General features: G+C 55.1%; 26 protein-coding genes and 2 pseudogenes. 10 read left to right on the top strand and 18 right to left on the bottom strand.

What is annotated here, in order from left to right; translation table 11 throughout:
- Window positions 1-152 precede the first annotated feature (152 nt).
- The 4 genes from GKA01_RS12830 to bdcA are packed head-to-tail and all read right to left on the bottom strand — an operon-like array spanning window position 153 to window position 3,036.
- The gene (locus GKA01_RS12830; RefSeq protein ID WP_146863843.1) at window positions 153-1,013 is read right to left on the bottom strand and encodes an NAD(P)-dependent oxidoreductase; all 861 of its coding nucleotides are present in this window, start codon (window positions 1,011-1,013) and stop codon (window positions 153-155) included.
- The gene (locus GKA01_RS12825; RefSeq protein ID WP_146863839.1) at window positions 1,010-2,011 is read right to left on the bottom strand and encodes an alpha/beta hydrolase; all 1,002 of its coding nucleotides are present in this window, start codon (window positions 2,009-2,011) and stop codon (window positions 1,010-1,012) included. The genes GKA01_RS12830 and GKA01_RS12825 overlap by 4 nt, the downstream gene beginning before the upstream one ends.
- A gap of 9 nt (window positions 2,012-2,020) precedes the next feature.
- A complete protein-coding gene (locus GKA01_RS12820) occupies window positions 2,021-2,326 on the bottom strand; it encodes an EthD family reductase (RefSeq protein ID WP_146863836.1) in 306 nt (101 codons plus the stop codon).
- A complete protein-coding gene (bdcA, locus tag GKA01_RS12815) occupies window positions 2,323-3,036 on the bottom strand; it encodes an SDR family oxidoreductase (RefSeq protein WP_146863833.1) in 714 nt (237 codons plus the stop codon). Before bdcA ends, GKA01_RS12820 begins: the two co-directional genes overlap by 4 nt.
- A 69-nt stretch (window positions 3,037-3,105) precedes the next feature.
- On the opposite strand from bdcA, the gene GKA01_RS12810 reads away from it, so the two are divergent.
- A complete protein-coding gene (locus GKA01_RS12810) occupies window positions 3,106-3,708 on the top strand; it encodes a TetR/AcrR family transcriptional regulator (RefSeq protein ID WP_146863830.1) in 603 nt (200 codons plus the stop codon).
- A gap of 405 nt (window positions 3,709-4,113) precedes the next feature.
- Here GKA01_RS12810 and GKA01_RS12805 read toward each other — a convergent pair whose 3' ends face one another.
- Entirely contained in the window at window positions 4,114-4,476 is a 363-nt protein-coding gene (locus GKA01_RS12805; RefSeq protein ID WP_141354501.1) for a winged helix-turn-helix transcriptional regulator, read from the bottom strand.
- A gap of 115 nt (window positions 4,477-4,591) precedes the next feature.
- Here GKA01_RS12805 and GKA01_RS12800 point away from each other — a divergent pair, with 115 nt between their 5' ends.
- Window positions 4,592-5,458 carry an NAD(P)H-binding protein gene (locus tag GKA01_RS12800; protein WP_146863828.1) on the top strand — a complete coding sequence of 289 codons (867 nt, stop codon included), beginning with the start codon at window positions 4,592-4,594 and terminating at the stop codon, window positions 5,456-5,458.
- Window positions 5,459-5,554: 96 nt separating this feature from the next.
- On the opposite strand, the gene GKA01_RS12795 is transcribed toward GKA01_RS12800, so the two are convergent.
- Complete coding sequence (locus GKA01_RS12795) at window positions 5,555-6,460, bottom strand: AraC family transcriptional regulator (protein ID WP_062015085.1); 906 nt, start codon at window positions 6,458-6,460, stop codon at window positions 5,555-5,557.
- A 92-nt stretch (window positions 6,461-6,552) separates the two neighbouring features.
- Between GKA01_RS12795 and GKA01_RS12790 the strand changes: the two genes are divergently transcribed.
- Window positions 6,553-7,305 carry an SDR family oxidoreductase gene (locus GKA01_RS12790; RefSeq protein ID WP_228120071.1) on the top strand — a complete coding sequence of 251 codons (753 nt, stop codon included), beginning with the start codon at window positions 6,553-6,555 and terminating at the stop codon, window positions 7,303-7,305.
- A gap of 643 nt (window positions 7,306-7,948) precedes the next feature.
- On the opposite strand, the gene GKA01_RS12770 is transcribed toward GKA01_RS12790, so the two are convergent.
- The gene (locus GKA01_RS12770) at window positions 7,949-8,365 is read right to left on the bottom strand and encodes a winged helix-turn-helix transcriptional regulator (RefSeq protein ID WP_228120074.1); all 417 of its coding nucleotides are present in this window, start codon (window positions 8,363-8,365) and stop codon (window positions 7,949-7,951) included.
- A 157-nt stretch (window positions 8,366-8,522) separates the two neighbouring features.
- Here GKA01_RS12770 and GKA01_RS13895 point away from each other — a divergent pair, with 157 nt between their 5' ends.
- The 3 genes from GKA01_RS13895 (at window position 8,523) to GKA01_RS12760 (ending at window position 11,729) form a co-directional block, all read left to right on the top strand.
- Window positions 8,523-9,002 carry an NmrA family NAD(P)-binding protein gene (locus tag GKA01_RS13895; protein WP_228120070.1) on the top strand — a complete coding sequence of 160 codons (480 nt, stop codon included), beginning with the start codon at window positions 8,523-8,525 and terminating at the stop codon, window positions 9,000-9,002.
- Between the two features lie 10 nt (window positions 9,003-9,012).
- A complete protein-coding gene (locus GKA01_RS13890; RefSeq protein ID WP_228120069.1) occupies window positions 9,013-9,363 on the top strand; it encodes a Rossmann-fold NAD(P)-binding domain-containing protein in 351 nt (116 codons plus the stop codon).
- A gap of 197 nt (window positions 9,364-9,560) precedes the next feature.
- Entirely contained in the window at window positions 9,561-11,729 is a 2,169-nt protein-coding gene (locus GKA01_RS12760; RefSeq protein ID WP_146863846.1) for a TonB-dependent siderophore receptor, read from the top strand.
- An 88-nt stretch (window positions 11,730-11,817) separates the two neighbouring features.
- On the opposite strand, the gene GKA01_RS12755 is transcribed toward GKA01_RS12760, so the two are convergent.
- Window positions 11,818-12,264, bottom strand: coding sequence for an Rrf2 family transcriptional regulator (locus GKA01_RS12755; protein WP_146863824.1), 447 nt, complete (start codon window positions 12,262-12,264; stop codon window positions 11,818-11,820).
- An 84-nt stretch (window positions 12,265-12,348) separates the two neighbouring features.
- Here GKA01_RS12755 and GKA01_RS12750 point away from each other — a divergent pair, with 84 nt between their 5' ends.
- Window positions 12,349-12,831 (top strand): DUF2938 family protein, encoded by a 483-nt coding sequence (locus GKA01_RS12750; RefSeq protein WP_146863821.1) that lies wholly within the window; start codon window positions 12,349-12,351, stop codon window positions 12,829-12,831.
- A 19-nt stretch (window positions 12,832-12,850) separates the two neighbouring features.
- Here GKA01_RS12750 and GKA01_RS12745 read toward each other — a convergent pair.
- Window positions 12,851-13,693 (bottom strand): annotated as a pseudogene (locus tag GKA01_RS12745) (helix-turn-helix domain-containing protein); the annotation flags it as partial.
- A gap of 119 nt (window positions 13,694-13,812) precedes the next feature.
- Here GKA01_RS12745 and GKA01_RS12740 point away from each other — a divergent pair.
- Window positions 13,813-14,559: an SDR family oxidoreductase gene (locus GKA01_RS12740; RefSeq protein WP_041240784.1), complete on the top strand. Its 747-nt coding sequence runs from the start codon at window positions 13,813-13,815 to the stop codon at window positions 14,557-14,559.
- Between the two features lie 58 nt (window positions 14,560-14,617).
- On the opposite strand, the gene GKA01_RS12735 is transcribed toward GKA01_RS12740, so the two are convergent.
- Window positions 14,618-15,511 (bottom strand): LysR family transcriptional regulator, encoded by an 894-nt coding sequence (locus tag GKA01_RS12735; protein WP_146863819.1) that lies wholly within the window; start codon window positions 15,509-15,511, stop codon window positions 14,618-14,620.
- A gap of 115 nt (window positions 15,512-15,626) precedes the next feature.
- Between GKA01_RS12735 and GKA01_RS12730 the strand changes: the two genes are divergently transcribed.
- Both GKA01_RS12730 and GKA01_RS12725 read left to right on the top strand, forming a co-directional pair.
- Window positions 15,627-15,959, top strand: a complete 333-nt coding sequence (locus GKA01_RS12730) for a YciI family protein (RefSeq protein ID WP_194265895.1) — start codon at window positions 15,627-15,629, stop codon at window positions 15,957-15,959.
- Window positions 15,960-16,011: 52 nt separating this feature from the next.
- Window positions 16,012-16,899 (top strand): MBL fold metallo-hydrolase, encoded by an 888-nt coding sequence (locus GKA01_RS12725; protein ID WP_146863813.1) that lies wholly within the window; start codon window positions 16,012-16,014, stop codon window positions 16,897-16,899.
- An 82-nt stretch (window positions 16,900-16,981) separates the two neighbouring features.
- Here the strand turns inward: GKA01_RS12725 and GKA01_RS14095 are convergent.
- From GKA01_RS14095 to GKA01_RS13675, 8 genes and pseudogenes are all read right to left on the bottom strand, one after another.
- Window positions 16,982-20,164, bottom strand: a pseudogene (locus GKA01_RS14095) (type I restriction endonuclease subunit R).
- A gap of 211 nt (window positions 20,165-20,375) precedes the next feature.
- Complete coding sequence (locus GKA01_RS12700) at window positions 20,376-21,434, bottom strand: restriction endonuclease subunit S (protein WP_146863800.1); 1,059 nt, start codon at window positions 21,432-21,434, stop codon at window positions 20,376-20,378.
- Complete coding sequence (locus GKA01_RS12695) at window positions 21,431-21,751, bottom strand: nucleotidyltransferase family protein (protein ID WP_146863797.1); 321 nt, start codon at window positions 21,749-21,751, stop codon at window positions 21,431-21,433. The genes GKA01_RS12700 and GKA01_RS12695 overlap by 4 nt, the downstream gene beginning before the upstream one ends.
- The gene (locus tag GKA01_RS12690) at window positions 21,748-22,152 is read right to left on the bottom strand and encodes a nucleotidyltransferase substrate binding protein (RefSeq protein ID WP_146863794.1); all 405 of its coding nucleotides are present in this window, start codon (window positions 22,150-22,152) and stop codon (window positions 21,748-21,750) included. Before GKA01_RS12690 ends, GKA01_RS12695 begins: the two co-directional genes overlap by 4 nt.
- A complete protein-coding gene (locus GKA01_RS12685) occupies window positions 22,149-23,759 on the bottom strand; it encodes a class I SAM-dependent DNA methyltransferase (protein ID WP_146863791.1) in 1,611 nt (536 codons plus the stop codon). The genes GKA01_RS12690 and GKA01_RS12685 overlap by 4 nt, the downstream gene beginning before the upstream one ends.
- Window positions 23,760-24,816: 1,057 nt before the next feature.
- The gene (locus GKA01_RS12680) at window positions 24,817-25,635 is read right to left on the bottom strand and encodes a hypothetical protein (protein WP_167506380.1); all 819 of its coding nucleotides are present in this window, start codon (window positions 25,633-25,635) and stop codon (window positions 24,817-24,819) included.
- Between the two features lie 38 nt (window positions 25,636-25,673).
- Complete coding sequence (locus GKA01_RS13885) at window positions 25,674-25,871, bottom strand: hypothetical protein (protein ID WP_244289215.1); 198 nt, start codon at window positions 25,869-25,871, stop codon at window positions 25,674-25,676.
- 221 nt (window positions 25,872-26,092) lie between these two features.
- Complete coding sequence (locus GKA01_RS13675; protein ID WP_167506379.1) at window positions 26,093-26,257, bottom strand: hypothetical protein; 165 nt, start codon at window positions 26,255-26,257, stop codon at window positions 26,093-26,095.
- Window positions 26,258-26,289 lie beyond the last annotated feature (32 nt).

Below are 26,289 nucleotides of genomic sequence, written 5' to 3'. Positions count from 1 at the left end.
CCACCTGTCTGCTTACGACGGGCTAAGCAGACCTCCCGCTTACGCCTCATCTCGGACATACAAAGCGCCGTAGAAAATTTCCAAAAGCAGACATGCTTTCTGTATGCCGTCTAACTACCTCTCATACGCCTGACTATGTATCCAATAATCTCTCAGGAATTCTTATCTGCCTCACCCAATGTCTGTGCCGCGACGATCGACCAGTCCTTTTCTCCATGCCCAGCATCAATGGCTTCTCCCATCTGTCCGAAGATCGCAGCCAGCATTGGCAGTTCACGACCGGTCGCAGCCCCCGCTTCTGTCGCAAGCCTCAGATCCTTGAGGCCGAGAGCCGCACGGAAGCCGGGTTCGTAAACCCGGTTCGTGATATTCTTCGAGTAGACCTGATAAGATCGACTGCCGAACAGCGTATTTAGGATCAGATCAAAAAATACCTCGCGTGCGACACCATTAGCCTCTGTCAGAACAACTGCCTCCGCCATCGCCTCAATCGCCATGGTAATCATCATATTACACGCAATCTTGGCCGCATGAGCTCCCCAAGGTTTGTCCCCCATCGGCCAAATACGTTTGCTCAAAACCTCGAATACAGGCACGAGGCTGGCCAAATGTGTTGGATCGCCACCCGTCAGGATCTGCAACGCGCCGTCTGCCGCAACATCCGGCCTGCCAAGAACAGGGCTTGCCACAAATGCCACCCCGGCTTGGTTGTGCAGCGCCGTTAGCTCGCGCGAAAACGCGACCGAAATCGTGGACATCATCACATGGATCACACCTGATTTTGCGCGTGACAGCAAATCTGGATCGACGATTACGGAGCGAACAGCCGTATCATCCGACAATATTGTCAGTACGACATCGCCCTCGAAGGCCTTATCCGGTATTTCCAGCGTGGTCACACCTGCAAGCGTGCGGGCCGAGCGCGTCCAAGCGGAAACGTCATGGCCGTTGCGGACCAGATTGGTGGCCATGGCACGACCCATCGCACCGAGGCCGATAAAGGCTATCTTCATGCTAACGCCTCTGTGTTCGACGCAAGCCATGCCAGTACTGGAGCCAGTGCTTCGTCAGAGTTTTTCTCGTAAATCAAGCCATGTCCGTTGCCGTGCACGCCATAATCCGGCAGGTGCATCAACTCGGCTGAGGCCCCCGCATTATTCAAAAATGCAGCAGTGGGCAGGCTTGCGGCGGCAAAGTCGCTAGCCTCGGCGGTCACGATCAGGATCGGCAATCCGACCAGAGACGGCAGGCGATACGTACCTGGCTCTGCAGCTTGCAGGACCGTTGCATCGCTCACAGGCGGTTCGAACGCCAGTGGCGCGGCAGCAGCGCCCCACGTCATCGGTCCGATGTTGGGAATGGTCGCAAAAGGCGGCCCCATTGGCTCGATCGCAACGATACCCCGCACGAGATCAGGTCTCCGATCAGCGACCAGCCAGCCATCCGGGCCGGAGGCAGAATGCGTCAGCAGGATCGCAGGGCCAATTTTATCCAAAAGGGCTGCGGTCCGGTCGGCATCCATCGTCTGGGAGACGCACAAATCAGCGGGCAATGGCCCATAACCCGCGATAAAATCGTCCATTGCCGACTCGTTATCCGCAGCAAACGGCCATTGTGTATGGCGCGGATCGGTACCAGGGAAATAGATCTGACGGCCGCCTTCATAGGAAAACGGCGGTCCCATTGCCCCGGTGATGTCCGTATGCAGAGGCGAACGCCCGTGCCCCGGCCGGTCGATCACTAGCACTGCATAACCTGCTTCAACCAGACGCTGCGCCCATCCCGCTCGGCCATCGGGCGTATCGAACCATTCCGTCCCCTGAAACCCGCCCCCATGCATCAAAACGATCGGGTAAGGACGTGAAACCTGTTCGGGTGCCTCCCACTCCACATACATCGGTGCACGCTGATAGGTGCGGCCAGATTGGATCACGCGCTCGCCTGGTATCCAGAAATGGCCTCGGCGAATACTGCGTAGCGGTGCATTCGACCATGAGTGATGAAAATTCATATCAGAACCTCAGAGAGGCAATACGCGCAGGCGCAGTGGTTCAAGATCGGTAAAGCGAGGCACATCCGCCATGACGATTGAAACTTCCGGACTACTAAATGCGACCTCGATACTGGCTGAATCGGTAAAGCGGCATTCGCAGATCGCGATAGTTTCAGAGGTGCCTTGCGCCGGAAAGAACGCAGCGAGCGACACAAGCCCATAGGCAGCAAAGGCGTTTCTCACTAGCGGTAGGTGGTGTTCCACATAGTACGCCCGGTCGAAACGATCGGCTGGCGTGCCGCGATAGATCACATACAGGACCGGCTCACTCATACGCCGAACCCACCATCAATCGTATGCATGGCACCTGTGATCCCACTTGCATGCGGACCTGCGAGATAGGCCACCAAATGTGCCACATCTTCTGCTGTACCGTGCCGTTTGAGCGCCATCTCGTCATGCATCGCCTGCATGAGGGGACCGTCATGAGGATTCATGTCGGTGTTCGTCGGACCCGGTTGCACCACGTTAACCGTGATATCACGCGCGCCAAAATCTCGTGCCAGACCACGCGCAAGGCCCTGCAATGCCGATTTACTCATTCCATAAGCCGTAAGACCTTCGAACGGCATTCTGTCTCCATGCACAGAACCAATCAGGATAATCCGGCCGCCCTCACTCATCTGACGCGCAGCTTCGACGGATGCGAAATAAGGGCCGCGAATATTGACGTCGATCAGATGGTCTACTGCATCCAGCTCCAGCGTTAGCGGGTCGCCTGGCAACAGAAGGGCGGAATTATAGACCAAAACATCAAGCGGCCCTATCTCGCGCAGAAGGGCAATCGTCGCATCGCGGTCTGAAGCGTCGCTGCGGATCGCGTGTGCGCCAGTACGAGCCGCGACTGCCTCCGCAGCTGTCTGCGATCCAGCCCAGGTGAATGACACGTCGTCGCCTTCTGCAGCAAAGCGCGCGACGATCGCCGCCCCAATTCCACGACTGCCGCCGATGACCAGAATTTTGCGTGTTGCCGAAGCCAACATTAGGAGCTCCTTGAATTTATTGATTGATCGCTACATAATTTATCCAGCACTAACGTCAAGGCTTTTTGAGTGACCGATCATTTATTATCAAAAGGAGCGCGTGGCCGCCCCCGCCGGTTCGATCCAAATGCCGCTCTCATCACCGGGCGCGCATTATTTCATACGCACGGTTATGAAGCGCTTGGTATTGCCGCCATTACCGAGGCACTCGGTATCCGGCCGGCCAGCTTCTATGCTGCGTTTGGGAGCAAGGCCGCCTATTTCGAGCGAATTGCAGAAGCGTATGTGGCCGAAGTTCTGCCGCTGGAGGCCTTCTTTCGTGATGACTGTCCGATTGTCGACAGTATTGCCGAGCTGCTGGGCGAAGCCGCACGCACATACACGACCTGCAGTGATCAAGCAGGGTGCCTGGTCCTTGAAGCGTTGCGGGCCGATCGTAGCGGCGAAGGAAGGCGCATCGCTATGCGCGTTGCTCAGATCCGTCGTGAAAAGCTGCAAGCCTTCATCGCCCGCGGGGCACCAGCGGTAGCATTCATCGCAACCGACGTCGTGACGGTGACAATGGCCGGCATGTCGGCTGCTGCGCGAGATGGTGTCAGCTGTGTATGTCTGGAGCAGGTCGCAGCGGTTGCTACGGTCGGCCTACGTTCACTTATCGAGGGAAGCGCGTAGGCAGTTGATCAGTAGTGATGATATATTCGCAATCCCAACTCTATTAACTGATCGCAGGCTGACTACCCCCTAAACTGCTTGTCTGTTGAGTGGTGAGACCAGACAGGCAGCACACGCGTTCATCCTCGACATACAAGGCGCCATAAAGATTTCCAAAACCGGACATGTGCGCGTGGCAAGTCCGACATACTCGCGTATACCGTCACCGTTGTTCCTGTCTGCCAGTAATTTCCGCTCATGTGCCTCACGATGCTGCGCATATTGGTAATTATACTGTAGCAAAATGAACCGACATTTCTGGACAAACACCTGAGTGAGCGCATGGTGAAGTGGTTCAATTTGATGGAATGATGCCCCGCATGCGCCGCTGATTGACGGCGCGCTTCATCACACCTCAACGCCAGTTCAGCCCTGCGCGGCACGACGATCAAATGCGGTGCGGGCCTGTTCAAGTGCGGGCCGGTTCTCACGTGCCCAACTTGCCAGGGTTGCCAGAGGTCCTGTCAGGCTTTGCCCCAATGGGGTCAGACAGTACTCAACCTTCGGCGGCACGGTGGCATAGGCTTTGCGAGCCACCAGTCCATCGCGTTCGAGCCCGCGCAGGGTGATGGTCAGCATCCGGTGCGAGATGCCGGGGATGCGGTGCTTCAACGCATTGAAACGATGGGTGCCTTCTGAGAGATGGCCACAGACCATAACCGTCCACTTGTCGCCAATGCGTGCAATCACCTCTGCCAGGCTGCGACATTCCGCTTCTACATTTTCCATTGCTACTCCTTGGGGCGACAGGAACCTGGGTGTTCTTGACGCATGAATTCATGCGTACTTGTTAGCTTATAGGAACAAATTTATCCTAAAGAACCATAAATAACCATGGAATCTGATGATGAAAATAGGTGTGAGCGGTGCCAGCGGTCAGCTCGGTAGCGCAGTTGTTCAGGCGTTGGCGGAAACGGTTTCGGCCAAAAATTTGGTGGCGATTTCGCGCACCCCCAAGACCGATCTATCCTACGCAGGTCGCTTGGGCGACTACGACCAATCTGAGACATTGGTGGCGGCCTATCAGGGCTTGGATCGCCTGCTGTTGATTCCAGGGGCTGATCTGCGGCCGGGGATTCGTTCGCGCCAGATGTTGGCGGCCGTGGATGCCGCTGCACATGCCCAAGTCGGTCACGTCTTCCTGTTGTCGGCAACCGGGACGCAGCGTGAGGGGGAGTCCGCCGTTGGCGCGGCGTATTGGCACAGTGAGCAGGCGTTGATCAAGAGCGCGATCCCCGCATGGACGATACTGCGTATGAGCTATTTTTCCGAGACGCTGGTCGAAGAGGTGCGGATGTCTTTGACGGCAGGCGGGCTTGCGGCGCTTGAGGACAGCCGCGTCAGTTTCGTTTCGCGCGGCGACGTGGCCAAAGCTGCCGCCGCCGCATTGACCAGTGAGGGCCACGAGGGCGCCATATATCAGCTGACAGGCCCTGAAACCCTGCGCGGTAAAGCGGTGTGCAGGCTGGTCGCGCAGCACATCCAGCGGCCGTTTTCCTTGAACGTGATGCGCGCCGAGGTGTTGCGAGCCGGGTTGCTCAAAACGGGTCTGCCTGAGGTTGTTGCCGATGCCGTGGTATCGATGAAGACGCGGCAGGCGCGTGGCGCCTACGACATCGTCAGCGGTGACATCGTGCGTTTGACCGGAGGCACGCCATGTTCCCTGGCCGAGATTCTGGCGAGTACCGCCGGAGGACTGGGGCAGTCGTAGCCCCGCACTTGTTGGGTGCTTTGCTGCGCCAGTCGACGAGGGCCCCGCACCACCGGTGCAAGCCTAACGCGGCTCACTCCAGCGCGATGCGGGGGTTTACATCGTATGGGCGCGCGCATAGCGCGCAGGCGGCATCCCCGTCCGCCGTGCAAATGCCACGCTGAAGGCACTGGCCGAGCCGTAGCCGACGCGTTGCGCCACCTGTTCGAGGCCGAGACCCGGCTGGCGCAGCAGTTGCTTAGCCAGCGCCATGCGCCAGATCAGCAGGTATTCCATCGGCGGCAGGCCAACGCTGCGGCTGAACCGCGTGAAAAACGCAGAGCGTGACAGGGCCGCCTCCTGCGCCAGCATCGCCATGGTCCAGGCCCGCTCCGGCTGCATATGCATGGCGCGCAGAGCCGCGGCCAAGCGTTCGTCGGCCAGGCCGCGGGCTAGGCTGGGCGCCGTGGCAATGGCCGATGCCGAGCGCATGGCCTCGATCAGCACCACCTCCAGCAGCCGCTCCAGCACGAGCTCGTGCGCTGCCCGTTGCGCCCGCGCTTCCTCGTCGATCAACTGTATCAGCGTGGTCAGCCGGGGCTGATCGCGGACAATGACCTGATCAGGCAGCAGCGAGACCAGCAGAGCAGCGTCGTGGGTGTCGAACCGGCAATGGCCGATGCGCATGCGCAGATCGGTCGGTCCGTCACGTCGGCCAACATGGAAAAGCCCCTCTCCGAGTTTTTCAGGTTGATTGGCGGGCAGGTCCGGTGGCGTATCAAGGCTTTCGATCCGCAGCGCGCGCATCGCAGGGGCAAGTACGAAGTCCCCGGTCAGCAGCACTACTGCTGGCCCGGTGCCGAACGCGATGCGACAGGAGCCTTCAAGGATAGCGCAGTAGAACGGCTCGCCGGTGCCATCGCGGTAGATGCGCCAAGGCGCGGTGCACGCCACCTGTTTGGAGAAGCGGGCCATCGGTTGCAGCAGGGTGACGATCTCGGCCAGGGGGTCGATGGTAGCCATCAGGACGGATTCAAATGAAATAGCGACTTTAGATTGTAGTTAGTCTCGAGCTGAGGGCCTAGCATGGCGCCGTTGATTTTTGAAAGGAGAAAATGATGTCTACAGTCTTGATTACCGGTTGCTCGTCGGGCTTCGGCCTGGAAAGCGCTAAACGCTTCCACGAAGCCGGCTGGGAGGTGATTGCAACCATGCGCACGCCGCAACAGGATCTGCTGCCGCCCTCGCTGCGCTTGCTTGCGCTAGACGTGACCGATGCCGCCAGCGTCGAGCGCGCCGTCGAGGCGGCCGGGCCTATCGACGTTCTGGTTAACAATGCTGGTTTCGGCGCCGTGGCGCCGGTGGAACTGACCGCGCCGGAGACGGCCCGGGCGTTGTTCGAAACCAATGTGCTCGGCACGCTGGCCATGGTGCGTGCCGTCGCCCCGCACATGCGTCGCCGCCGCGCCGGCGTGATCGTCAATGTCAGCTCCACGGTGACGGTCAAGACCTTGCCTCTAATCGGGGTGTACAGCGCCAGCAAGGCGGCGGTAAACGCCTTCACCGCTTCGCTGGCACTGGAAATGCAGCCTTTCGGCGTGCGCGCACACCTGGTGCTGCCCGGACGTGCCCCGCAGACCCGCTTTGGCGACAATGCCATGCCGCATCTGCGCGGCATGGACGACCTGGATTACTCGCCGCAACTCCAGGGTTTCGTGCAGAGCGTGCTGGAGGACCAGGGCCCGGTCACCCACGCGACCGACGTCGCGCAGGCCGTCTGGCGCGCGGCCACCGACCCAGCCGCGCCCTTGCGTATCGCTGCTGGTGCCGACGCCGAGCTTTGGATGGCCGAGGCGGGGTTGGCGTGATGGTGGCGCGTGTTTACGTTGCGCCCAGGTTTCGATCCAAAAACGCCCGGATGACTGCGCCAATCTCAGCGCCATAGGGCTCCAGTGCCAGATGACCGGTATCGTAGGAGCACACCTCGGCGTGGGGGATGTCGCGCTTCGAGGCATCGGCCCCAGACGGTCATCAGCGGCGGCTGGTACTGGCGAAAGTAGGCCTGTGGGGGTTGTATGGCCACGTTGGAGGCGTAGTCCAGCTGATGTCGGCGTTGCCGAAGCGGCTAGCGACGGTGTTAATGCGCCACGGCTTGCCTGTTTTGAGGACGGCGTTAGCGATTGTGACAAGACGCTGTGCGATAGCAACGATCACCAATCTATGCGCTTTACCCCGCTGTTTCATACGTTTTGCCACAACTTTCAGGGCCGGGTTATGGCATGACGCTGCCAATCCGGCCTGAAACAGGACATGTCGAAGAGATCTTCGACCTCCTTAAATGACAGGTTTCGCTCGCGGCGCCGAGCGAAGAGTTCGGGATCAAGCCTGCGATCGCTGTATTGCTGCTCGCACGGCGTGCGTGGTCGTGGCGCTCCCATCACGTATTTGTCCCAGAAGGCTTGCGTCCACTCTCGTGAAAATATCACACCATCAAACCACGGGACCAAACGTCTAAATCAGACCGTCACAAGGCTCAACGAAAGTGCTATTCCTTTCATTGTCGAACCGATCGCGTGCCGTTCTGAATGCAGGAGCGTTGTCAATAATCCACCGCCAAAGTGGCATCATTCCTACGAGAAGGCCTTTTCCTAAAGGAGTGAGAGTATAATCCACTCGTGGCGGGACCTCACCATAATCATGGCGAATAATGAGACCGTCGCGTCCTAACTGACGAAGGGAGCGCGTCGGCATACGCTGTGTAACCCTGTCAAGCCGTCGCGCCAGTTCAGCATGCCGCAGTGTGCCAGCGACACCGAGAAGATGGACAATACCGAGTGACCATCTGTTGCCGGCATGCGCAAGCACTTCTCGCTTCAACCCGTCATCATCGTCACTGAGAGCGTCGCAGGCAGCCTGTGACTGAGCCATCACTGCATCAAAGTCCAAATTGTCGAACGGTATCACTCGTGTACCTTCTTCGCTTTCCCGCATCGCGTCTTATTTTAACTTCATAACCAGAAGGAATTCCTGATGCCAGCGATGAAGACCCCTGTCATTGAAACCCTTGTCATCGGCGCCGGAGAGCTTGACCGGCCTGCTTGAACAGAAACCGGAATGCGCCCGATCGATCAGCGTTCTTCTCAGACCATCAAGCAGGAGCACCAGAACGGATATTGCGCGGCAATTAAAGCAAAAAGGCCTGCAGATCGTTTATGCTGATCTTGCGACGGAAACGGTGGAGGACCTCTCCGTCCTCTTCGCCAAGTTCAATACGATTATATGTTGTACCGGGTTTGTTGGGGGTCCCGGTACACAGCGTAAAATTACCAGTGCCGTCCTGAAGGCTGGGGTGGACCGTTATGTGCCGTGGCAGTTTGGTGTCGATTACGATGTTGTTGGACGTGGCAGCGGGCAGCCAGTATTTGATGAGCAATCAGACGTAAGGGACATGCTGCGCTGTCAGTCTGCGACCCGATGGATAATCGTTTCGACAGGAATCTTCACCAGCTTTCGGTTTGGTGGATCTTCAAGGTGCCACAGTTCGCGCACTCGGCAGTTGGGATAACCGTCTGACGGTGACCTCTTCCGAAGATATAGGACGACTTACAGCGAGCATCCTCGCCCATAAACCGCCGATCCAGAACGAGGTGGTTTACGTTGCCGGGGATACGTTCTCCTACGCTCAACTCGCCGAAAAGATGGAGCACTATCTTGGCCGCCCTGTCATTCGGGAACTGTGGGATATGGATAGGCTACGCGCAGAAGTCGCCGCACACCCTGATGACGGAATACGGAAATATCGTCTTGCGTTCGCACGCGATACTGGCGTGGCATGGGACAAGAAACAGACTTTCAACGCTTTACAGGGCATTGAAGTGACCGACGTCATGACCTGGCTAAAACGCCAGCAACGTCATGTAGCGTAGATCATTCACTGTCTGTGGATTTCTTGACGACCAGATGACGCTGCGGTGGAGGCCTACACGCGGCAGGATGTATTGGACTCCTCCGTATATGCCGAAAACATATTTTTTCCAACAAGAGCTAAAAACCCCCACCCATTGTTGCGAACGAATATCATTCACATTAAAGATGAGGGGCAATTTATGGGGTGGGGGATATGATGTGCAGATCACGAGTTATAATTTATGGATTTCTAGCTGGCCTCTCTCTTGTTTCAGAAGCTTCTGCACAGAATACGTCCAAAAAAGAAGAGCTCACAAAAGACACCTCCAAGAACAAGTTTTCGAAGAAAATCGCTTCTGAACAAATTGTTGTTAAGGGAAGTCGTACCCTTGTAACATCCGCTGCAACCAAAACCAGTACGCCTTTAATCGATACACCTCGGGCGGTAACTGTTATTACGCGACAGGATATGGATCAACGAGGCGTCCTGTCGCTTAACCAGGCGCTTCGCTATGTTGCTGGTGTAACACCAGATTTACGCGGTGGATCAGCAACACGCTATGATCTGTATTCGCTCCGAGGCTTTACCATTCCCAACTTTTTAGATGGCCTTCGGCAACAGGGCAGCCCTTTGGGATATGCTGTGCCGCAGGTGGACACATCACGATTAGACACCATTGAGGTTCTCAAAGGGCCGGCTTCTGCTCTTTATGGCCAATCAAGCCCCGGTGGTCTCGTGGCGATGTCCAGCAAGTTGCCTACCAAGAAGGACAGCTACGGCAGCCTTGAAGCAACAGGAGGAGGGTATGATCTTTACAGGGTAGATGGAGATATCGGGGGAAGCCTTAATAAAAATGGTTTTGTGCATTATCGCTTATATGGAACGGTCAGTGGGTCTCATAGCCAGCTGACTTACACAAAAAACAGGCGTTATAGTATTAGTCCTGCCATAACCTTTGGCGGAGACGGCCCCACAACTTTGACTCTTCTTGGCAACTTTCAGGACGATCCCAAAAATAACGCCTATGGTGGTGTACCCATTAAAGGATCGCTCTACAGAGCGAGTTATGGCTATATTCCTCAGAATTTTTATGTTGGAGACCCGAATTACGAACAGTTCGACCGACGACATTGGGCCGCGACATATATTTTCAATCATAAATTCAATAAAAGCTGGTCTTTTTCGACCAGAGGTCGGCATGACAATATTCATGCTGATTATAAAAGCATTTATTCGACATCTTATGCCGATCAAACTAATGTTAATCGATACGCTATTTTTGCGAACGAACGGTTGTCAAATTATGCTTTTGACAGCCAGATAAAAGGACATTTTTTTACCGGACCACTTGAGCATGATCTTATGACTGGTTTTGATTACCAGCAAAGTCATGCAACTGAAGTAACGGGGTATGGCAGTGTGTCTGCCATCAATCTTCTTTCTCCAGTCTATGGGATCAACTTCACACGCCCTAAAGCAAGTGCTGCTTACGACATTCAATCTCACCAGATCGGTCTTTATGCGCAGGATCAGATTTCCTACGGTGGTTTTCATTTTACAGGAAGTATTCGTAACGACTGGTATCGCTCAACCCAGATAAATACTATTTCCGGAAAAACGACACCACAGTCATCCGAACCCATTACCTGGAGAGCTGCAGGCTTGTACCATTTTAAATTCGGCCTAGCTCCGTATGTCAGTTATTCAACGTCATTCCAACCACAAAGCGGCATTGTCTCGGATGATGGTGGCAAAACAACGCGGCAAGCCAATCCTACGCGTGGGAAGCAGCTTGAAGGAGGACTGAAATATCAAATTCCAGGTTTACCCATACTGTTAACGGCTACCGGGTTTCACATTGAGCAAACAAATGTTCTCACAGCAGTCGGTAATCTGGGTTACAGTACCGAAAGCGCTAAAGTGCATTCTGATGGCTTCGAATTCGAAGCACATGCAGATCTGACAGAAGGCCTAAGTATTATAGCAGCCGTTAGCCGACAGAAAATTCGCAGTTCGTCTACCAACTTACCGCTCGTTGGTTCCGGGAAAGGAAATGCTTCTCTCTTTACAGCCTATACGTTTCATCACGGGCCATTGCAGGGACTGGGAGTTGGTGGCGGCTTCCGTTACGTCGACCAGACATATGGGGGAAAATGGGGAACGGGCCCAGTTTACACGCCTTCCTACATTCTGGGAGATGCCATGCTGAGCTATGATTTTTCTCATCTTGGTGGAAATTATCGCGGGTTAAATATTCGGGCGAGTATGCGGAATCTCGCTGGTACGCGTTACGTTACCAACTGCATGACATCAGGCACATCTGCCGGATGGTGCTGGTATGGAGAACGTCGCACTGGGCAGGTTACGGTCGGCTACAGCTGGTAACTGATAGGCTGTCTGTGAGACGGCATTAAAATGGCGACAGTCTTCAAAGCCATTTCATACCACAATCAGGACAAGTCATCAGCGTTTCTCAAGTTAATCCACCTGAGAAACGCTCTGCTAGCTTCTGATGGAAGTCGGCGTGAAGTGCTGCAAGTGTAATCTGGCCAAAACGCGCCAGAAATTGGGCCTTAACATCGGTCAGGACGCTACTCATGGCGTGGTTGACGGCTTCTTCGACAAGGCACTCAGTCTCTTCACTCCGGTTCCCTATGGCGAATAATCTTGGAGCATCAAGAGCCTCGTAAATATCCCGCAGCGTCACCTGATCCAACTGGCATGAGAGCGTCCACCCCCCGCCATGTCCTTTCTCGGAGTGCACATATCCATGCTCACGCAGACCGCCCATAAGACGTCGCACAACCACGGGGTTGGTGTTAAGGGCGCGAGCCAGCACTTCTGATGTCATGGGACCACCTGCTTCTGCCATATGCAGGAGTACGTGGAGCACACAGGATAATCTGTTATCTTGTCTCATGTAACTTCATGTGTTGCTAGAGTGCAATTTCGTCAGTATATCATGAAACTATGTGAGAACACTCTGACTTCGAGGACATGCTGTATGAATTTGCTCGAAATTCTGACAGTCGGCGTCGTGGCGACTGCTGCATCCGATATCTGGCAACAGGCCCAGAAACCATTGACCGGAATTCCTGCAGCCAACTGGCCCGTCACGGGGCGCTGGGTCATAGGGTGGCGCGACGGCAGGATCTATGACCCAGTGATTGGAAAAAGACCCTCCCTGAAAGGAGAGGCACCTGTCGGCTGGGTATTTCATTACCTAATTGGTGCTGCTTATGCCGCACTGTACCTCAGTTTTGTGGTGGTTATAGCAAAGACAGTCCCCACATTGCTAAATGGTCTACTCTTCGGACTTGTTACCCTTTTGGCTCCTTTCCTGTTTATGAAACCCGCTCTGGGCGGCGGGTTTTTCGGGCTTAGGGCTCCCAATCCTGGAAAAGGACTATTTCTCAGCATCAGCGCTCATGCGGTCTTCGGAATTGGCCTGTATTTAGGTGAACTTTTTTACCAAGGTCTTTGCTGAAACCTTATTCATGTACTGATTACATTTTTCTATAATCACGAGGACTGACACCCGTCACTCTGCGGAAGACCTGAGCAAAGTGGCTTGGGCTTTCGTAGCCGATCTCCAAGGCAATCTCGATAATAGGAACATTGGTCTTACGAAGCATTTCTGATGCCTTCTGGACGCGGCGCTGCATGAACCAACCAGAGGGAGTTTGTCCCGTGGTTGTACGGAATGAGCGACTGAAGTGAAAACGGCTCATGCCACACAAAGCAGCAAGACTATCCAAATCAAATGGTGCAGCCAGATGTGCTTCCATATGATCAAGAACTCTACGAAGTTTCCATGTGGGCAAGAGTGTGGATCGTAGCTTTATCTTAGCCCTGGTATCAGCATACTGTCTTAAAAGATGAACTGTCAGACTCTCCAGAAGGCCATTTACAAATAAAGGATTTGCAATAACAGAAAATTGCATTTCAGCTATCAGACCACTCAAAATGCCTGATATGAAAGCATCCTTCCTGCCTGAAACATCCTGCATTCGAATACGGGATGAATTCAGATTTAATGACATGGCAGCTCGATCGACAAGCTCAAGTCCAAGATAGAGATGCAACACCTCAAAACAAGTATCTCCCTTGCCCTGCCAACGCATCAGATAGGGTGTGTCCGTCTGCGTGAGGTAAAATGTTCCTGCTCTTGCCTTGCTCTGTTCCCAAGGCCCTGTCAGTTCACGCTCTTCAATATTTGCTTCTCCGCGGATAACCCAGACAAGCAAGGGTTCTGCGACGGCAGGTACAAGAATTTCGTCTTTTTGTACCGGGCGAGTGAATATCTGGACGTCAACATCCTTCCAGACATCTCCTTCACTTTGCGCGACTATCTATAGCGCAAAATCACAATAGTTTCAGCAAGAAGCCATGCGAGATATCTTCTGGCATAATTTACACCTCCTTCGACAATTAAGGCCGATTGAAGGCTCGTCGTGTGGAGAAGATTATGAATATTGCAGGAAAAATTGCTCTGGTGACCGGAGCATCCAGTGGCATTGGTGCGGCAACAGCGCGCAAACTTGCAGCAGAAGGAATGACAGTCGGCCTGGCGGCACGTCGTCATGATCGCCTGGAGACGCTTGTCAGTGAAATTACCAAGGCTGGCGGTCGAGCCATTCCTCTGGTGACGGACGTTACTGATCTTGTCTCGTGTCAAGAAGCGGCAAAGAGCTTGATCGCCCAATTTGGAAGGATTGACGTTCTGGTCAACAATGCGGGCCTGATGCCCCTATCCAGCGTTGACAGCCTGAAAGTGGACGAATGGCAGCAGATGGTGGACGTCAATATATCTGGTGTTCTTAATGCAACGGCAGCCGTTCTTCCGCAGATGATCGCACAGCATTCGGGCCATATTTTCAACATGTCCTCGATTGCAGGCCGGAAAGTCTTTACGGGTCTCGCCGTTTATTGCGCCACCAAGGCTGCGGTAACAGCGTTTTCAGACGGCCTCAGAATGGAGATCGGACCAAAGCATAATATCCGCGTTACCTGCATTCAGCCGGGAGCCGTAAAATCAGAGCTTTATGACCACATTACAGATGCTGATTACCGCAAACAGATGGATGATCTTGCAGCGTCCATGACCTTTCTCGAAGGCGAGGACATAGCAGACAGTATTCTTTTTGCTCTGAAATCACCTGCACGTATGGATGTTGCAGAATTGTTTGTTCTTCCGACTGAACAGGGATGGTGAACAGAAACTGATCGCCAACTGAGCTTAGGAGGCAGGCACCCTACCGTCGAAAAGAGGCTTAAGGCTGGAAAGCCTCTTGAAGCTCGGTCACAAAGACCCGCAGCTTTGGTGTCATAACAGGACCTGCGTTATAGAGCAGGTGCATGGGTCTGTCCGGAACTGTCCACCTCGGCATAAGCCGGACAAGCCGTTTGCTTTTAATATCTGTAAGCAGGGCCTGCTCGTAACCCAGCAGAATGCCATCGCCAGCGAGTGCTGCAGAATGCAGAACACTTGAATCATTACTGATTATCCGCCCGGAGACGGTGACTGGCCGCGTAACGCTGCCTTGAGAAAAGTGCCAGGTCGTTATAGGACCGCCGGAATTTTCATACACGAGACACTCGTGGCGCATCAGATCTTCGGGCTGCCCTGGAAAACCGTGTTTTTCCAGATAGATTTGAGCTGCGCAGATGACACGACGATAGGCCGTCAAAGGACGACTGACCACTGTAAGGTCCGTCTCAAGTTCACCAATTCGGATCACAGCCTCATGACCGTCCATTGTGGGGTGAACCAGTTGGTCTGTCAGTGACAAATGGACTTGAATTTCTGGGTATCTTTTTTGAAAATTACGAACAAATGGCAGGAATACTGTTCGCCCGAAAGTGACGGGTACACTGACAGATAATGTGCCGCGGGGTGTGCCAAGCGTATTGGCTGCCAGACCGTCAGCTCGTTCAGCAGCCTGCAGAACAAGCCGACATTGCTCGCAATAGAGGCGTCCTGTTTCAGTCAGACTTTGCCGACGTGTCGTTCGATGCAACAGGCGAGCACCAAGGTGATGCTCCAGAGCCTCTATATGCTTGGCGACCATCTGCGGCGACAAAGTCAGATACTGGGAGGCCGCAGCAAAGGACCCTAATTCCACGACCTTGATAAAAATCTTCATGCTGGTTAACCGGTCAAGCATTCATCATCCTCAGTTGTGACTGATGTATAATATCGACAATTTATTCAGCAAAAAAGAGGAATATGCTGAAAGCTTCGAGTGATTGGCAAGTCCAGTTCTGGTGGAGACTTTCGAAATGCCTGTTTATCTTGTGCGCATGGACCACCCTGACGGCGAGGGATGGGGACAGCATGTCGCAGCACACGTGTTGTATCTCAGGCGCCTTATTCAGGAACGCAGCCTGCTGGCCTCCGGTCCGTTGAAAGGGACCTCATTGCGCTCCGGCTTTCTGATTATGAAAGGCGCCAATCGGCAAGAGATTGACGCGATTATTGCCGGTGATCCCTTTGCATCCGAAGGTTTGATTTGTGATCTGCGCATTGAAGAATGGGACCCACTATTCGGGTGCCTGTCAAACCATGCAACAGGCAAACTCCCGCAAGAATTGAAATCTCTTTTCCCTTCATGACGACAGCGCTGTGTTTTTTAAGAAATAAAAACGAAAAGAGAGCCTTGGGATTATGAACGATCTTCAGTGGTATGCTGTAGGAGATGCCCGCATACTAAAAATACAGGATCTGACGCTGGCAGCACTCACTCCAGAACAGTTGCTTCCTGACTGGGATGATGCAACGGCACTTCAGGTCTATCCTGATCTGTCTGAAACGCTGGATGCTTCAGAAACGAAAGCTCTTTTGAGCGTTCATAGCTGGCTCATCAAGGATCGCGGTCGGAACATTCTTGTGGATACGGGGGCCGGGAATAGCAAGGCTCGACCTGCTGCTCTGTATTTCGATCACTTGCAGACCGTGTGGCTTGAAAATCTGATGCGCGCTGGCGTCCGGCCAGAAGATATCGATTTTGTTCTTCTCACCCATCTGCATGTCGATCATGTCGGGTGGAACACACGCCTGCAAAATGGCATCTGGGTTCCGACCTTCCCGAATGCCCGATATGTCTTTTCTAGAGCCGAATATGATTTTTTCAGCAATCCAGCTCATGATAGTGCCCGTAATAAAACCAGTTTCATGACACGCATTGATAGCGTTGATCCGATTATCTCGGCGGATCTTGCGGATCAGATTGACCTAGACGGATCCGAAGTTCTTGAAGGAATTTCCTTTCACCCCACACCTGGGCATACGCCCCATCACGCGTCTCTTGTGCTGAAATCAGGTATGGAGCGTGCGCTCTTCACGGGTGATGTCATGCATCACCCCATTCAGGTATGTATTCCGGAGTGGAGTGCCGTTTTTGATGCAGATCCTCAGATAGCCATCATATCGCGCAAATGGGCTTTGAATTACGCTGTCGAGCACAACGCGGCATTATTCACATCGCATTTTCCGATGACAGCCGCTGGAAAAGTGATGACATACGATCAGGGAAGGGGTTGGTCTTTCTTCTAGGGCCGCCATTATGTCCGCTGTTCACCTCGTTCAATTCCATTGCGGACATTCCGCTTTCCCCTCCAAATAAGACGCCTGTAGCTTACCTAACACTCCCTGCCCATAGCGGTGCGAACTCCTCGGCCTGCCTGAGAATATTCTGCACCGCTTCATCCTGCATGTCTGGTGGGTAGCCGTACTTCCGGAGTATGCGTTTGACCGCCGTGCGCATTCTCGCGCGTGTCGGGGCCATGACGTTCCAGTCTACCGTCGCATTCTCCCGAATGGTCTTGACCAGAGCCGCCGCGATGACCCGCAGGCCCGGGTCTCCCATAGCGTCGCGGGCACTGTCATTCCGGGCGAGGGCGTCATAGAACGCCACTTCCTCCGGCGTCAGACCGAGTTCTTCGCCCCGTGAGCGGGCCGCCGCCATTTCATGCGCCAGCCGAATGAGTTCATCCAGAATCTGCGCGGACGTCAGGGCATTGGTGTGATACCGGCCGACCGCCTGCTCAAGGCGCGTCGAGAAGGCCTCGGCTTCGGTCAGGTTGGACCGGCTGCGACTGCGGATCTGGCCTTCCAGCAGCTTTCGCAGCGCCTCGATCGCCAGATTGCGCTGCGGCATCTCCCGGACTTCCTGAAGAAATCCGTCGGACAGGATGGAGATGTCCGGCCGACCAATCCCGGCGGCTTCCATGATGTCAATGATATCCGTGGAGACGACGGCCCGGCTGACCAGTTGTTTAATCGCCAGGTCGCGCTCTTGCGGACTTTTTCGGTCTGCATCATCGCCGCTTTGTTTCACCAGAGCCGCCCGTACGGCCTCGAAAAACCCGACCTCATCGCGCAATTCCGCCGCTTGATCACTGGCTGATGCCAGCGCAAAGGCGACTGAAAGCGCCTTCACTGCGTCAGGAAAGCGTTTCTGTGCCGCCTTACGGGCCTCATCGCTTGTTGCCTGCGCGGCGTCCCGCTGCTGCTGGCCGAGCACATGGTCCAACGCTCCGGCCATGATCGTGAGCTTCACCTTGGCAGACGCGCCGGGAACGAGGGCAGGGCGGTAATCAAACCCGCTGGCCTGTTCGGGATTGAACATTGCCCGGACAATCTCATAGCGCTCCTGAAGAGCCCGGATGGCTTCGGCCTCATCAATGCCGACCTGCTCCCGGTCTCCGGCGGAGTATTCGCCAAGCGCGGCCTTCAGGTTCTGCGCGAGGCCGATATAATCTACGACCAGACCACCCGGCTTGCCTTTGAACACCCGGTTCACGCGGGCAATGGCCTGCATCAGACCATGACCACGCATGGGCTTGTCCACATACATCGTGTGCATGGACGGCACGTCGAATCCCGTCAGCCACATGTCCCGGACGATCACCAGCTTTAGCGGGTCAGCGTTGTCCTTCATGCGCTTGGCCAGCAATTCGCGTCTTGTCTTGGGGCGCTTGCCGATATGTGGCTGGAACCCGGCGGGATCGGCCGAACTGCCCGTCATCACGACCTTGATGACGCCTTCGTTGTCGTCGTCGCTGTGCCAGTCCGGACGCAGACGGATGATCTCGTCATAAAGCGCTACGCAGATGGCCCGGCTCATGCCGACGATCATGCCCTTGCCGTCCAGCGCCTCCAGCCGGTTCTCGAAATGCCGGACCAGATCTTCCGCCACGCGCTTCAGACGCGGCTCCGCGCCGACCAAAGCTTCAACCCGCGAGTATTTCTGGCTAAGCCTGTGTTCTTCGCTTTCCGACAGTCCCTCGACGATCCCGGCCAGTTCATCGTCAAGCTCTTCCTTGACGTCGTCGTCGAGTTCAATGCGGACCAGGCGGCTTTCATAGTAGATCGGGACCGTCGCGCCATCTTCCACCGCCTGGGCGATGTCATAGATGTCGATGTAATCGCCGAAGATCGCGCGTGTGTTCACATCGGCTGTTTCAATCGGCGTTCCGGTAAAGCCGATGAACGACGCATTGGGTAGGGCGTCCCGCATGTGTTTGGCAAAACCGTAGGACACCTTGCCTGTCTCATGGTTGAATTTCGCTTCCAGACCGTACTGGCTGCGATGCGCTTCATCCGCCATGACCACGATGTTCCGCCGGTCCGTCAGCAGCTGCGCGGTCTCTTCGTCGCCTTCGGGCTGGAACTTCTGCAACGTGGTGAAGATCACACCACCGGACGCCCGCCGGAGCAGTTTGCGCAGATCGTCCCGGCTGTCCGCCTGTTCCGGTGTCTGGCGCAGAAGCGCCTGTGCGCCGGAGAAGGTGGCGAACAACTGATCGTCCAGATCGTTGCGGTCGGTCAGAACGACGATCGTCGGGTTTTCCATCTCGGGATGGCGGGCGATGATCCCGGCATAGAACGTCATCAGCAGGCTCTTGCCCGAGCCCTGCGTATGCCAGATGACTCCGGCCTTGCGGTCGCCGCCCTGCGCCGTGGCCCGGACGGTCTGCGCCACGGCCTTCCGGCAGGCATGGAACTGATGATAGGCGGCCAGAATCTTGATCGGGCTACCGTCCTTCTCCGTGAACAGCACGAAATCCCGCACCAAAGCGAGCAGCCAACGCGGGGTGAACACGCCGCGCAGCACGGTTTCCATTTCCTGATGGTTCTTCGCCACCAGCTCTTCACCATCCACCGTGCGCCACGGCATGAAACGCTCGCGGTCTGCCGTGAGCGAGCCGACGCGGGCCTAGGTGCCGTCTGAAATCACCAGCACTTCGTTGAAGCGGAACAGGGAAGGAATGAAGGCGCGATAGGTCTGGAACTGGTTCCAGGCGGAATCCAGCGTGGCGGTCTCGGAACTCGGGCTTTTCAGTTCAATCACGCCCAGAGGCAGGCCGTTGACGAACAGCGCGAGATCGGGCCGCCGGTTGGCCTCGTCCTTTTCCACCACGAACTGACGCACGGCGAGAAAGTCGTTGCGCTCGGGATGGTCGAAGTCGACCAGCCGCGCTCGGTCGCCAGATTGGGTACCGTCCTCGCGCACCACGTCCACCGGCACGCCATCGACCAGATACCCATGGAGGCGACGGTTTTCGTCCACGACATCCGGCGTGTCTTCTCGACGAAGGGCTAGCAGGGCCTCATCCCGTGCGGCCTGTGACAGATGCGGGTTTAGGCGTTCGATGGCGGTCCGAAGGCGGGCGGTTAGAATGACGTCCGATAACGAGGTGCGTTCGGGATGGGCACCGCCGGGGGAGATGTCCGGCCCGGTAGTGACCGCATAGCCGCATTCCTGCAGGATCTCGCAGGCCCAGTCCTCAATCTCGTTTTCGGACAGGAAACTCATAGCGCGTCCGCCACCATCTTTTCGGCGTCACGAATGCGGATTTCGCCGGACATCAGTTTGGGGAGGAGCAGGTCGCGGAGTTGGGCGAGAGTGCGCGATTCAAAATAATTTTCTATAATTCTATTAAAGATTGGCGACGTTATACTCTCAAATTTCGATAATATTTTGTCGTCAGGAATGAGAGTTTCGAATGTTTCAATTAGATTTTTGCTTAAATTCTGCTGAGCTGACCCTGTGGCCTTGTTTGATAAATCGAATTTTGAACGCAATATATGTAAAAAATGTACGATTTACAACCGTCTCTGGGCATTAGCGCGGATATAGCTTGATTTGTAGTCATTTTAATGGCCGTTAAGCCAACTTCTCCGGCTGTTGCACCATATAAGGCAATAACGATAGAGCCAGAAGATATCCACTTTGCTGAACTATTCCGCAATCCTTCGTCTGTAATATAATTTTCAGTTTCTAGAACATATTGCTTTCGAACTTCTCCAGACGTTAGCCAAGGCACGTTGCCATTTTTCCAGTAAGTGGATTCTGTTCTTTTTGGAGTTCCGCCATTGCAGATGTTAGTAGTTAACTCTTGTAATTCTCCTATCTTCCACCCCTCCGGCTTCCCCTCATCATCCAGCCTGTCAGGGAAAAGTTCCCAGATTTCGGGGGCGAGATAAGGCGTTTGACCGGCCATTTTTGCCCGTATCGGGCCGAAATCGACAAACCAATCCCGAAACAACGCCCGCGCCATCGCCTCCAGCGTCTCGTTCGTCCGGCGGTTGAGGTCGATCTTGTCGTCGAGAGCGCCAAGCAGCTCAACAATTTGCCGCTGCTCTTCACAAGAGAAATCGGGAATTTCGATCGCCTCAAGCTGATCGGTCGGTAACCTTCCCGTGCCATGACCGGCGGATTCGACTAAAGCGAGCAGTGCTTCTTTGTGAGCTGAAAGTGCGTAGTAGACAAAACGTCCATCAGTTTCCTTCTTGGGAAGAAGGGCTTTTATATCCTGATTGAATGCAAGCGCGTCATTAGAAAAAATTACACGAATTTCTGTGTGGAGAGACATTCCCCGAACCGCAATAAAAACGCTACCAGCGGGGACGATCCGCGTACCGTTTCCAATTGCCTGTGTCGTGACGTAATCAGTGGTTTTCCCTTCCCAATCCGCCGTATCTTTCGGGGTAAGCCAAGGAATGGTGCCATTCCAATACTCTGACCGCGTTTTGGATGGAGTTCCACCAGATGCAAAGTCAGCAACGTCGACAAGGCGGGTCACAGTTCATCCTTCTTTTTGCGTAATACCGCACAGGTCTCGACAATCTGCTCCCGGAAATCTTCATCGACTTGCGCCCAATCCAGCACATCGACTTTCCATGGAAGATCAGACTCCGAAAACGCCTCTTCCAGCTGCGCCCGCGTCTCCAGCGGCAACGGCTCATCCCCCATCACTGCCAGATCCAGATCCGAGAACGGCTTGGCCTTGCCTGTCACGCGCGAGCCGAACGCCCGCATCTCGCGGTCAGGCACAATGTCGTTGAGGATCCGCAGCACGATGGCCCGTTCTTCGGATGTAATGTCGATCCGGTCCGTCACGCGGTCCGGTCTTTCAGAACGGCCAGCAGAAACGCCGCCTCGTCGATAAAATCAGGTATCGTCGCCACGACCTGCTTTGCGGAGGCTTCGTTATAGGTGTGGCTGGTCATGTTCCGCATCTTGCGAAACACGCTCCATTGCGGCCAGGCGCTTTTGAGCAAGCCGGCTTCATTGGCGGAGCGGATCAGGTCCGGAAAGCCCATGCGGTCATATTCTTCCGGAGAGGCCGCGTTGGCTTCCAGAAATCGCTTCAGGGTCTTGTGGCTGAGTTCATAGGTGAACTCGAAACGCTGGATCAGCCCATCGCGTAGCTGCTCATCATCAGGATGGGCAACATGCCGCGCCCAGCCTTCCTTCAGACGATCCAGCGCCCGTTCCAGTGGTGTGAGATAGAGGGTCATGAAGCCTCCTGCGGGACGATCAATTTCAGAGACGCAGTGATTTTTGCATTCAGTTCCTCGCCCTGTCGGAACTGATCCTGCAAGGTTTTCTCCAGCGCCGCGAAGCGCTCGGTGAAAGGCACGCTGTCTTCTTCAGCCTCTTCTGCACCAACATAGCGGCCGGGTGTCAGGACGAAGCCGTGCTGCTCTACCTCGTCGAGCGTGACGGACTTGCAGAAGCCGGGGATGTTCTCATAGGGGGCCGCGTCCTTCTCGCCGCGCCAGGAATGGTAGGTGTCGGCGATGCGGGCGACGTCCGCATCCGTCAGTTCGCGGCGGGTGCGATCGACCATCGTGCCGAGCTTGCGGGCATCGATGAACAGCATCTCCCCGCGACGGTCGCGCCATCCTTTCGGGTTTTTGGTGCGGGTCAGGAACCAGAGGCAGGCCGGGATCTGGGTCGAATAGAAAAGCTGGCCGGGGAGGGCGACCATGCAGTCCACGGTGTCAGCCTCGACCATGCGGCGGCGGATCTCACCTTCGCTGTTCTGGTTGGACGACATGGACCCGTTGGCCAGCACGACGCCCGCTGTCCCGTTCGGGGCGAGGTGCCACAGAATATGCTGGAGCCATGCATAGTTGGCATTGCCCGCAGGCGGTTTGCCGTACTGCCAGCGGGGGTCGTCCTCCAGCGACGCATTCCACCAGTCTGAGATATTGAATGGTGGGTTGGCGAGAATGGTATCGAAGCGCAGGTCCTTGAGTTCGTCCCGCAGGAAGCTGCCTTCGTTGTTCCAGCGGATATCCGCGCCGATGCCCCGGACGGCGAGGTTCATTTTCGCTAGACGCCAGGTGGTGTGGTTGCTCTCCTGCCCATAAATGGCGATGTCGCCCAGCTTGCCGCCGTGGGATTCCACGAAGCGTTCCGACTGCACGAACATGCCGCCCGACCCGCAGCAGGGGTCATAGACGCGACCCTTATAGGGTTCGAGCATGGAAACCAGCGTGCGGACGACACTGGACGGAGTGTAGAACTCGCCCCCGCGCTTGCCTTCCGCGCCCGCGAAACCGCCGAGGAAGTATTCATAGACGCGCCCCAGCACGTCACGGGCCTGATCCTCGCTGCCGCCCATGCCGATCTCGGAGATGAGGTCGATCAGTTCGCCCAGCATGACACTGTCCAGCGCGGGACGTCCGTAATCCTTGGGGAGAACGCCCTTGAGCTGTTCAGGGTTGGCCTGCTCGATGGCCAACATGGCATCATCGATCATCTTGCCGATGCCGGATGAGCGGGCATTGGCCTGAAGGTGCGACCAGCGGGCAGTTTCTGGCACCCAGAAGATATTCTCGGCCAGATATTCATCCGGGTCCTCGGCAGCGGCCGGGTCATCATGCAGCAGAATGGCGTGATGAGCCTCAAACGCTGTGGAGATGTAGCGTAGAAAGATCAGCCCGAGCGTGACATGCTTGTAGTCGGACGGTTCGAGGTTCTTGCGCAGCTTGTCAGCTGCCAGAAACATCTGCTGTTCGAAGCCAAGGTTGGCGGCTGTTGTCTTCGCTTTTGTCCGCGTCGTCTTCTTGGGGGCAGGAGCGGCGTCCGGGTTCTTGCGGGGGCGACCACGGGGCATGGAAACAGGCTTTCAGGCTGACAGAACAGGTCGTTACAATCTGCCCGATCAGACCCTGAACGTCGAGGGTTGAGAGAAGCCTTGATGAGAGGTCCGGTTTCGAGGTGATGATGCTGTTATGACACCTGTCAGGTCAGGCCTTCCGCAGCCTGCTCGACGATACTGTTTGTCAGCGACTGTTCGGAGAGTTTCAACCTTGTTCGAATTCTCCGGCTTGCAAACCAGTCTGCCCAAAAGTGAATAAATACCCTTTTCGACATTCAGGAATGGCATTCAGTCCTGAACGTCGCTGTGGCCATTCGGCTTTCGCACATCGCCCTCGCAATGGCCCCGCGTCGGTATGCCTGCCGAAGTGCATAAATTGACCGAAATTCAATATAATCGAGGTATTTGAAAAAAGCTGATTGAGAAATCAAAGTCTGTCGGATCTGGCGTAGATCCTCGAATTTTGTTCGGGTCAAGGTAATTGCATCCTCTAATCTGGCGTTATTTCCCTGGACGCCTGCAATTCCTAACTCGTGCTTCAGCACTTTACGGTTGCGAGCACGGGTTCTGGCTTCCGCGCGCCGTAAGGCATCTTCATAAGCCCGTTCGGATACGCGATACGCTCAGGCGACTTTAGCGTTGCTCCAGCTTGAGAGCGGCGTTCGCGGAAGTTCCGGTTCAGCACCCCGCCGGTTTTGCCTGGCGAAGTGTGATTTATAATACAGGCAATCTCTCACCTCTGCCTCGCGGCGAATGATGTGAGCAGTAAGAGGCGCATTATAAAGATTCTTATCTTTTTCAGGATTACTACCAGACGGAGAAAGCGTCTTGCCGGTTGAGTCCGCCGTACGATATGGTATTGATCGCCAGTATTTCCGGACTGTGCGCTCGCTGATCCCGGCTTTTTCGGCCAGCGCCGTCTGTGTGATCTTCTTCCCTGCTGGCCACACGCGGACGGTGTCGACGAGCAGTTTAAGAAAACGTTCGGATCTGCGTCGTGCACTTTCTCGTCCTGCTGCCGCCTGTCGCTCCCGACCCGGGATACTATCGCGAACATCCTTCTCGGCCTGGATTACCCGATAGGATGAATACGCTCGCACATCTCCCTGACATTCAGGCGCTTCAGCGGAGGCGTGAAACGTCTGTTTGTCTGACAGGCAAAGCGTAAAATGGTTTCTAGAGGTGTGGCTTTCCGAAGCCGGAAACGCACGATGTCAAAAAGCAGCCTGTTTCGCTTGGGAATCGACAAACCCTCGTCGAGACGTTCATTAAGGATGGGCTGCTTTGCAAGAAGCTTCAGTAATGCACAATTGAGAAAATGCAGATCGACCGGTGCGGTTCCGGAAGTTGTCTCAACATGTGTCCCCCAGGGCGCTGGGACGAGTGTTTCAGGTGGCTGAGGTGTTGCTCCTAAAAATTTTCCTATCAGGCTTTTCGCGAGGTCAGCGTAACGCTGCGGTGCCTTTCTGGCCCTTTTTCCTAAAATGACGGGATCCTCAAGCCATAGGACTGCAAAAACCTTTCCGGTCACGCGATCTCTTATGATCCAGGGGCGGACAGAGATCGGGAGCAAGTCAAGGCGCGTCTCCCAGCCCGGGTTGAGAAGGCAGATCAGGATATTGCGCGCTTGCCGTGTATTCGCACACAGGTAGTTCTGATGAACTGCAACAGGAAGCGGAACGCGGTTAACCTGCTCGCTGAATGCGCTACATGTCTCTGTCCAGCGCGGAAATCGAGGCAACAGCGTTTCAGCGATGATGCGTTGAGTCGGTTCAAAATTTCCGATTTCTGAGACAGCTTCCTGCAGGATGTGAGGCGTCTTTATGTGCCAGTGCGGGAGGACGTCCAAAGGGTTACTGTTTACATGGCTCATAGTTTTGCAGACGCTCATGACTGAAGTTCACTCTTTCCGAGTTCAGCACTGGCTTTTCAGGGAAACAAAAGACTGATCATGCGCCCGGCAATAGCCAAAACGAGCAGAATACCGGCATTTACATAAACAGACGCCGGCATGACCACGATCTGGCCTGTCGCTCGCGGGCGACCTCTTTTACGCCTGACCGCAAGACCATGCAGGTCAGCTGCAGCAGAGTTATTCATGTCCGGTACAGGGGTATTGCGCTGCACGTGCGATGCCAGAAAAGCGTCCAGATCCCGCTTGCGAAAGCGAAGCCGTCGACCGATCGCAATAAAGACGGTCGGCCCCTGACCGCGGGATCGCATTGTGCGAAAGGCATCGTATGATATTCGCAGGTATTGCGCCGCTTCTCTCGAAGTCATGACCTCGCAGGCGCTGCCGTTATTCCGGTGATCCACACGTCCGTCCTCACTGCTTCCCTGTGCCGCATTCAGGATAGTCGGAAGTATCCAGTAAAATTCAACAGGAAACCGAAGGAAGTATTTCCGCTTTCGTTACGAATATTATTTTTGCGGGGCGTTTTCAGTTTCTGGGCAGAGAGAATTTCCGCAGCAGCAAGAATTATAACAAAATATTTCAAGGCGGGTTTTGTCATGCTCACATATGTATCCTGTGGCCGGATTTACC

Origin of the sequence: Gluconobacter kanchanaburiensis NBRC 103587 (assembly GCF_007988905.1) — a bacterium.
Taxonomy (GTDB): Bacteria; Pseudomonadota; Alphaproteobacteria; order Acetobacterales; family Acetobacteraceae; genus Gluconobacter; species Gluconobacter kanchanaburiensis.
This window is presented reverse-complemented; position numbering and strand designations above follow the sequence as displayed.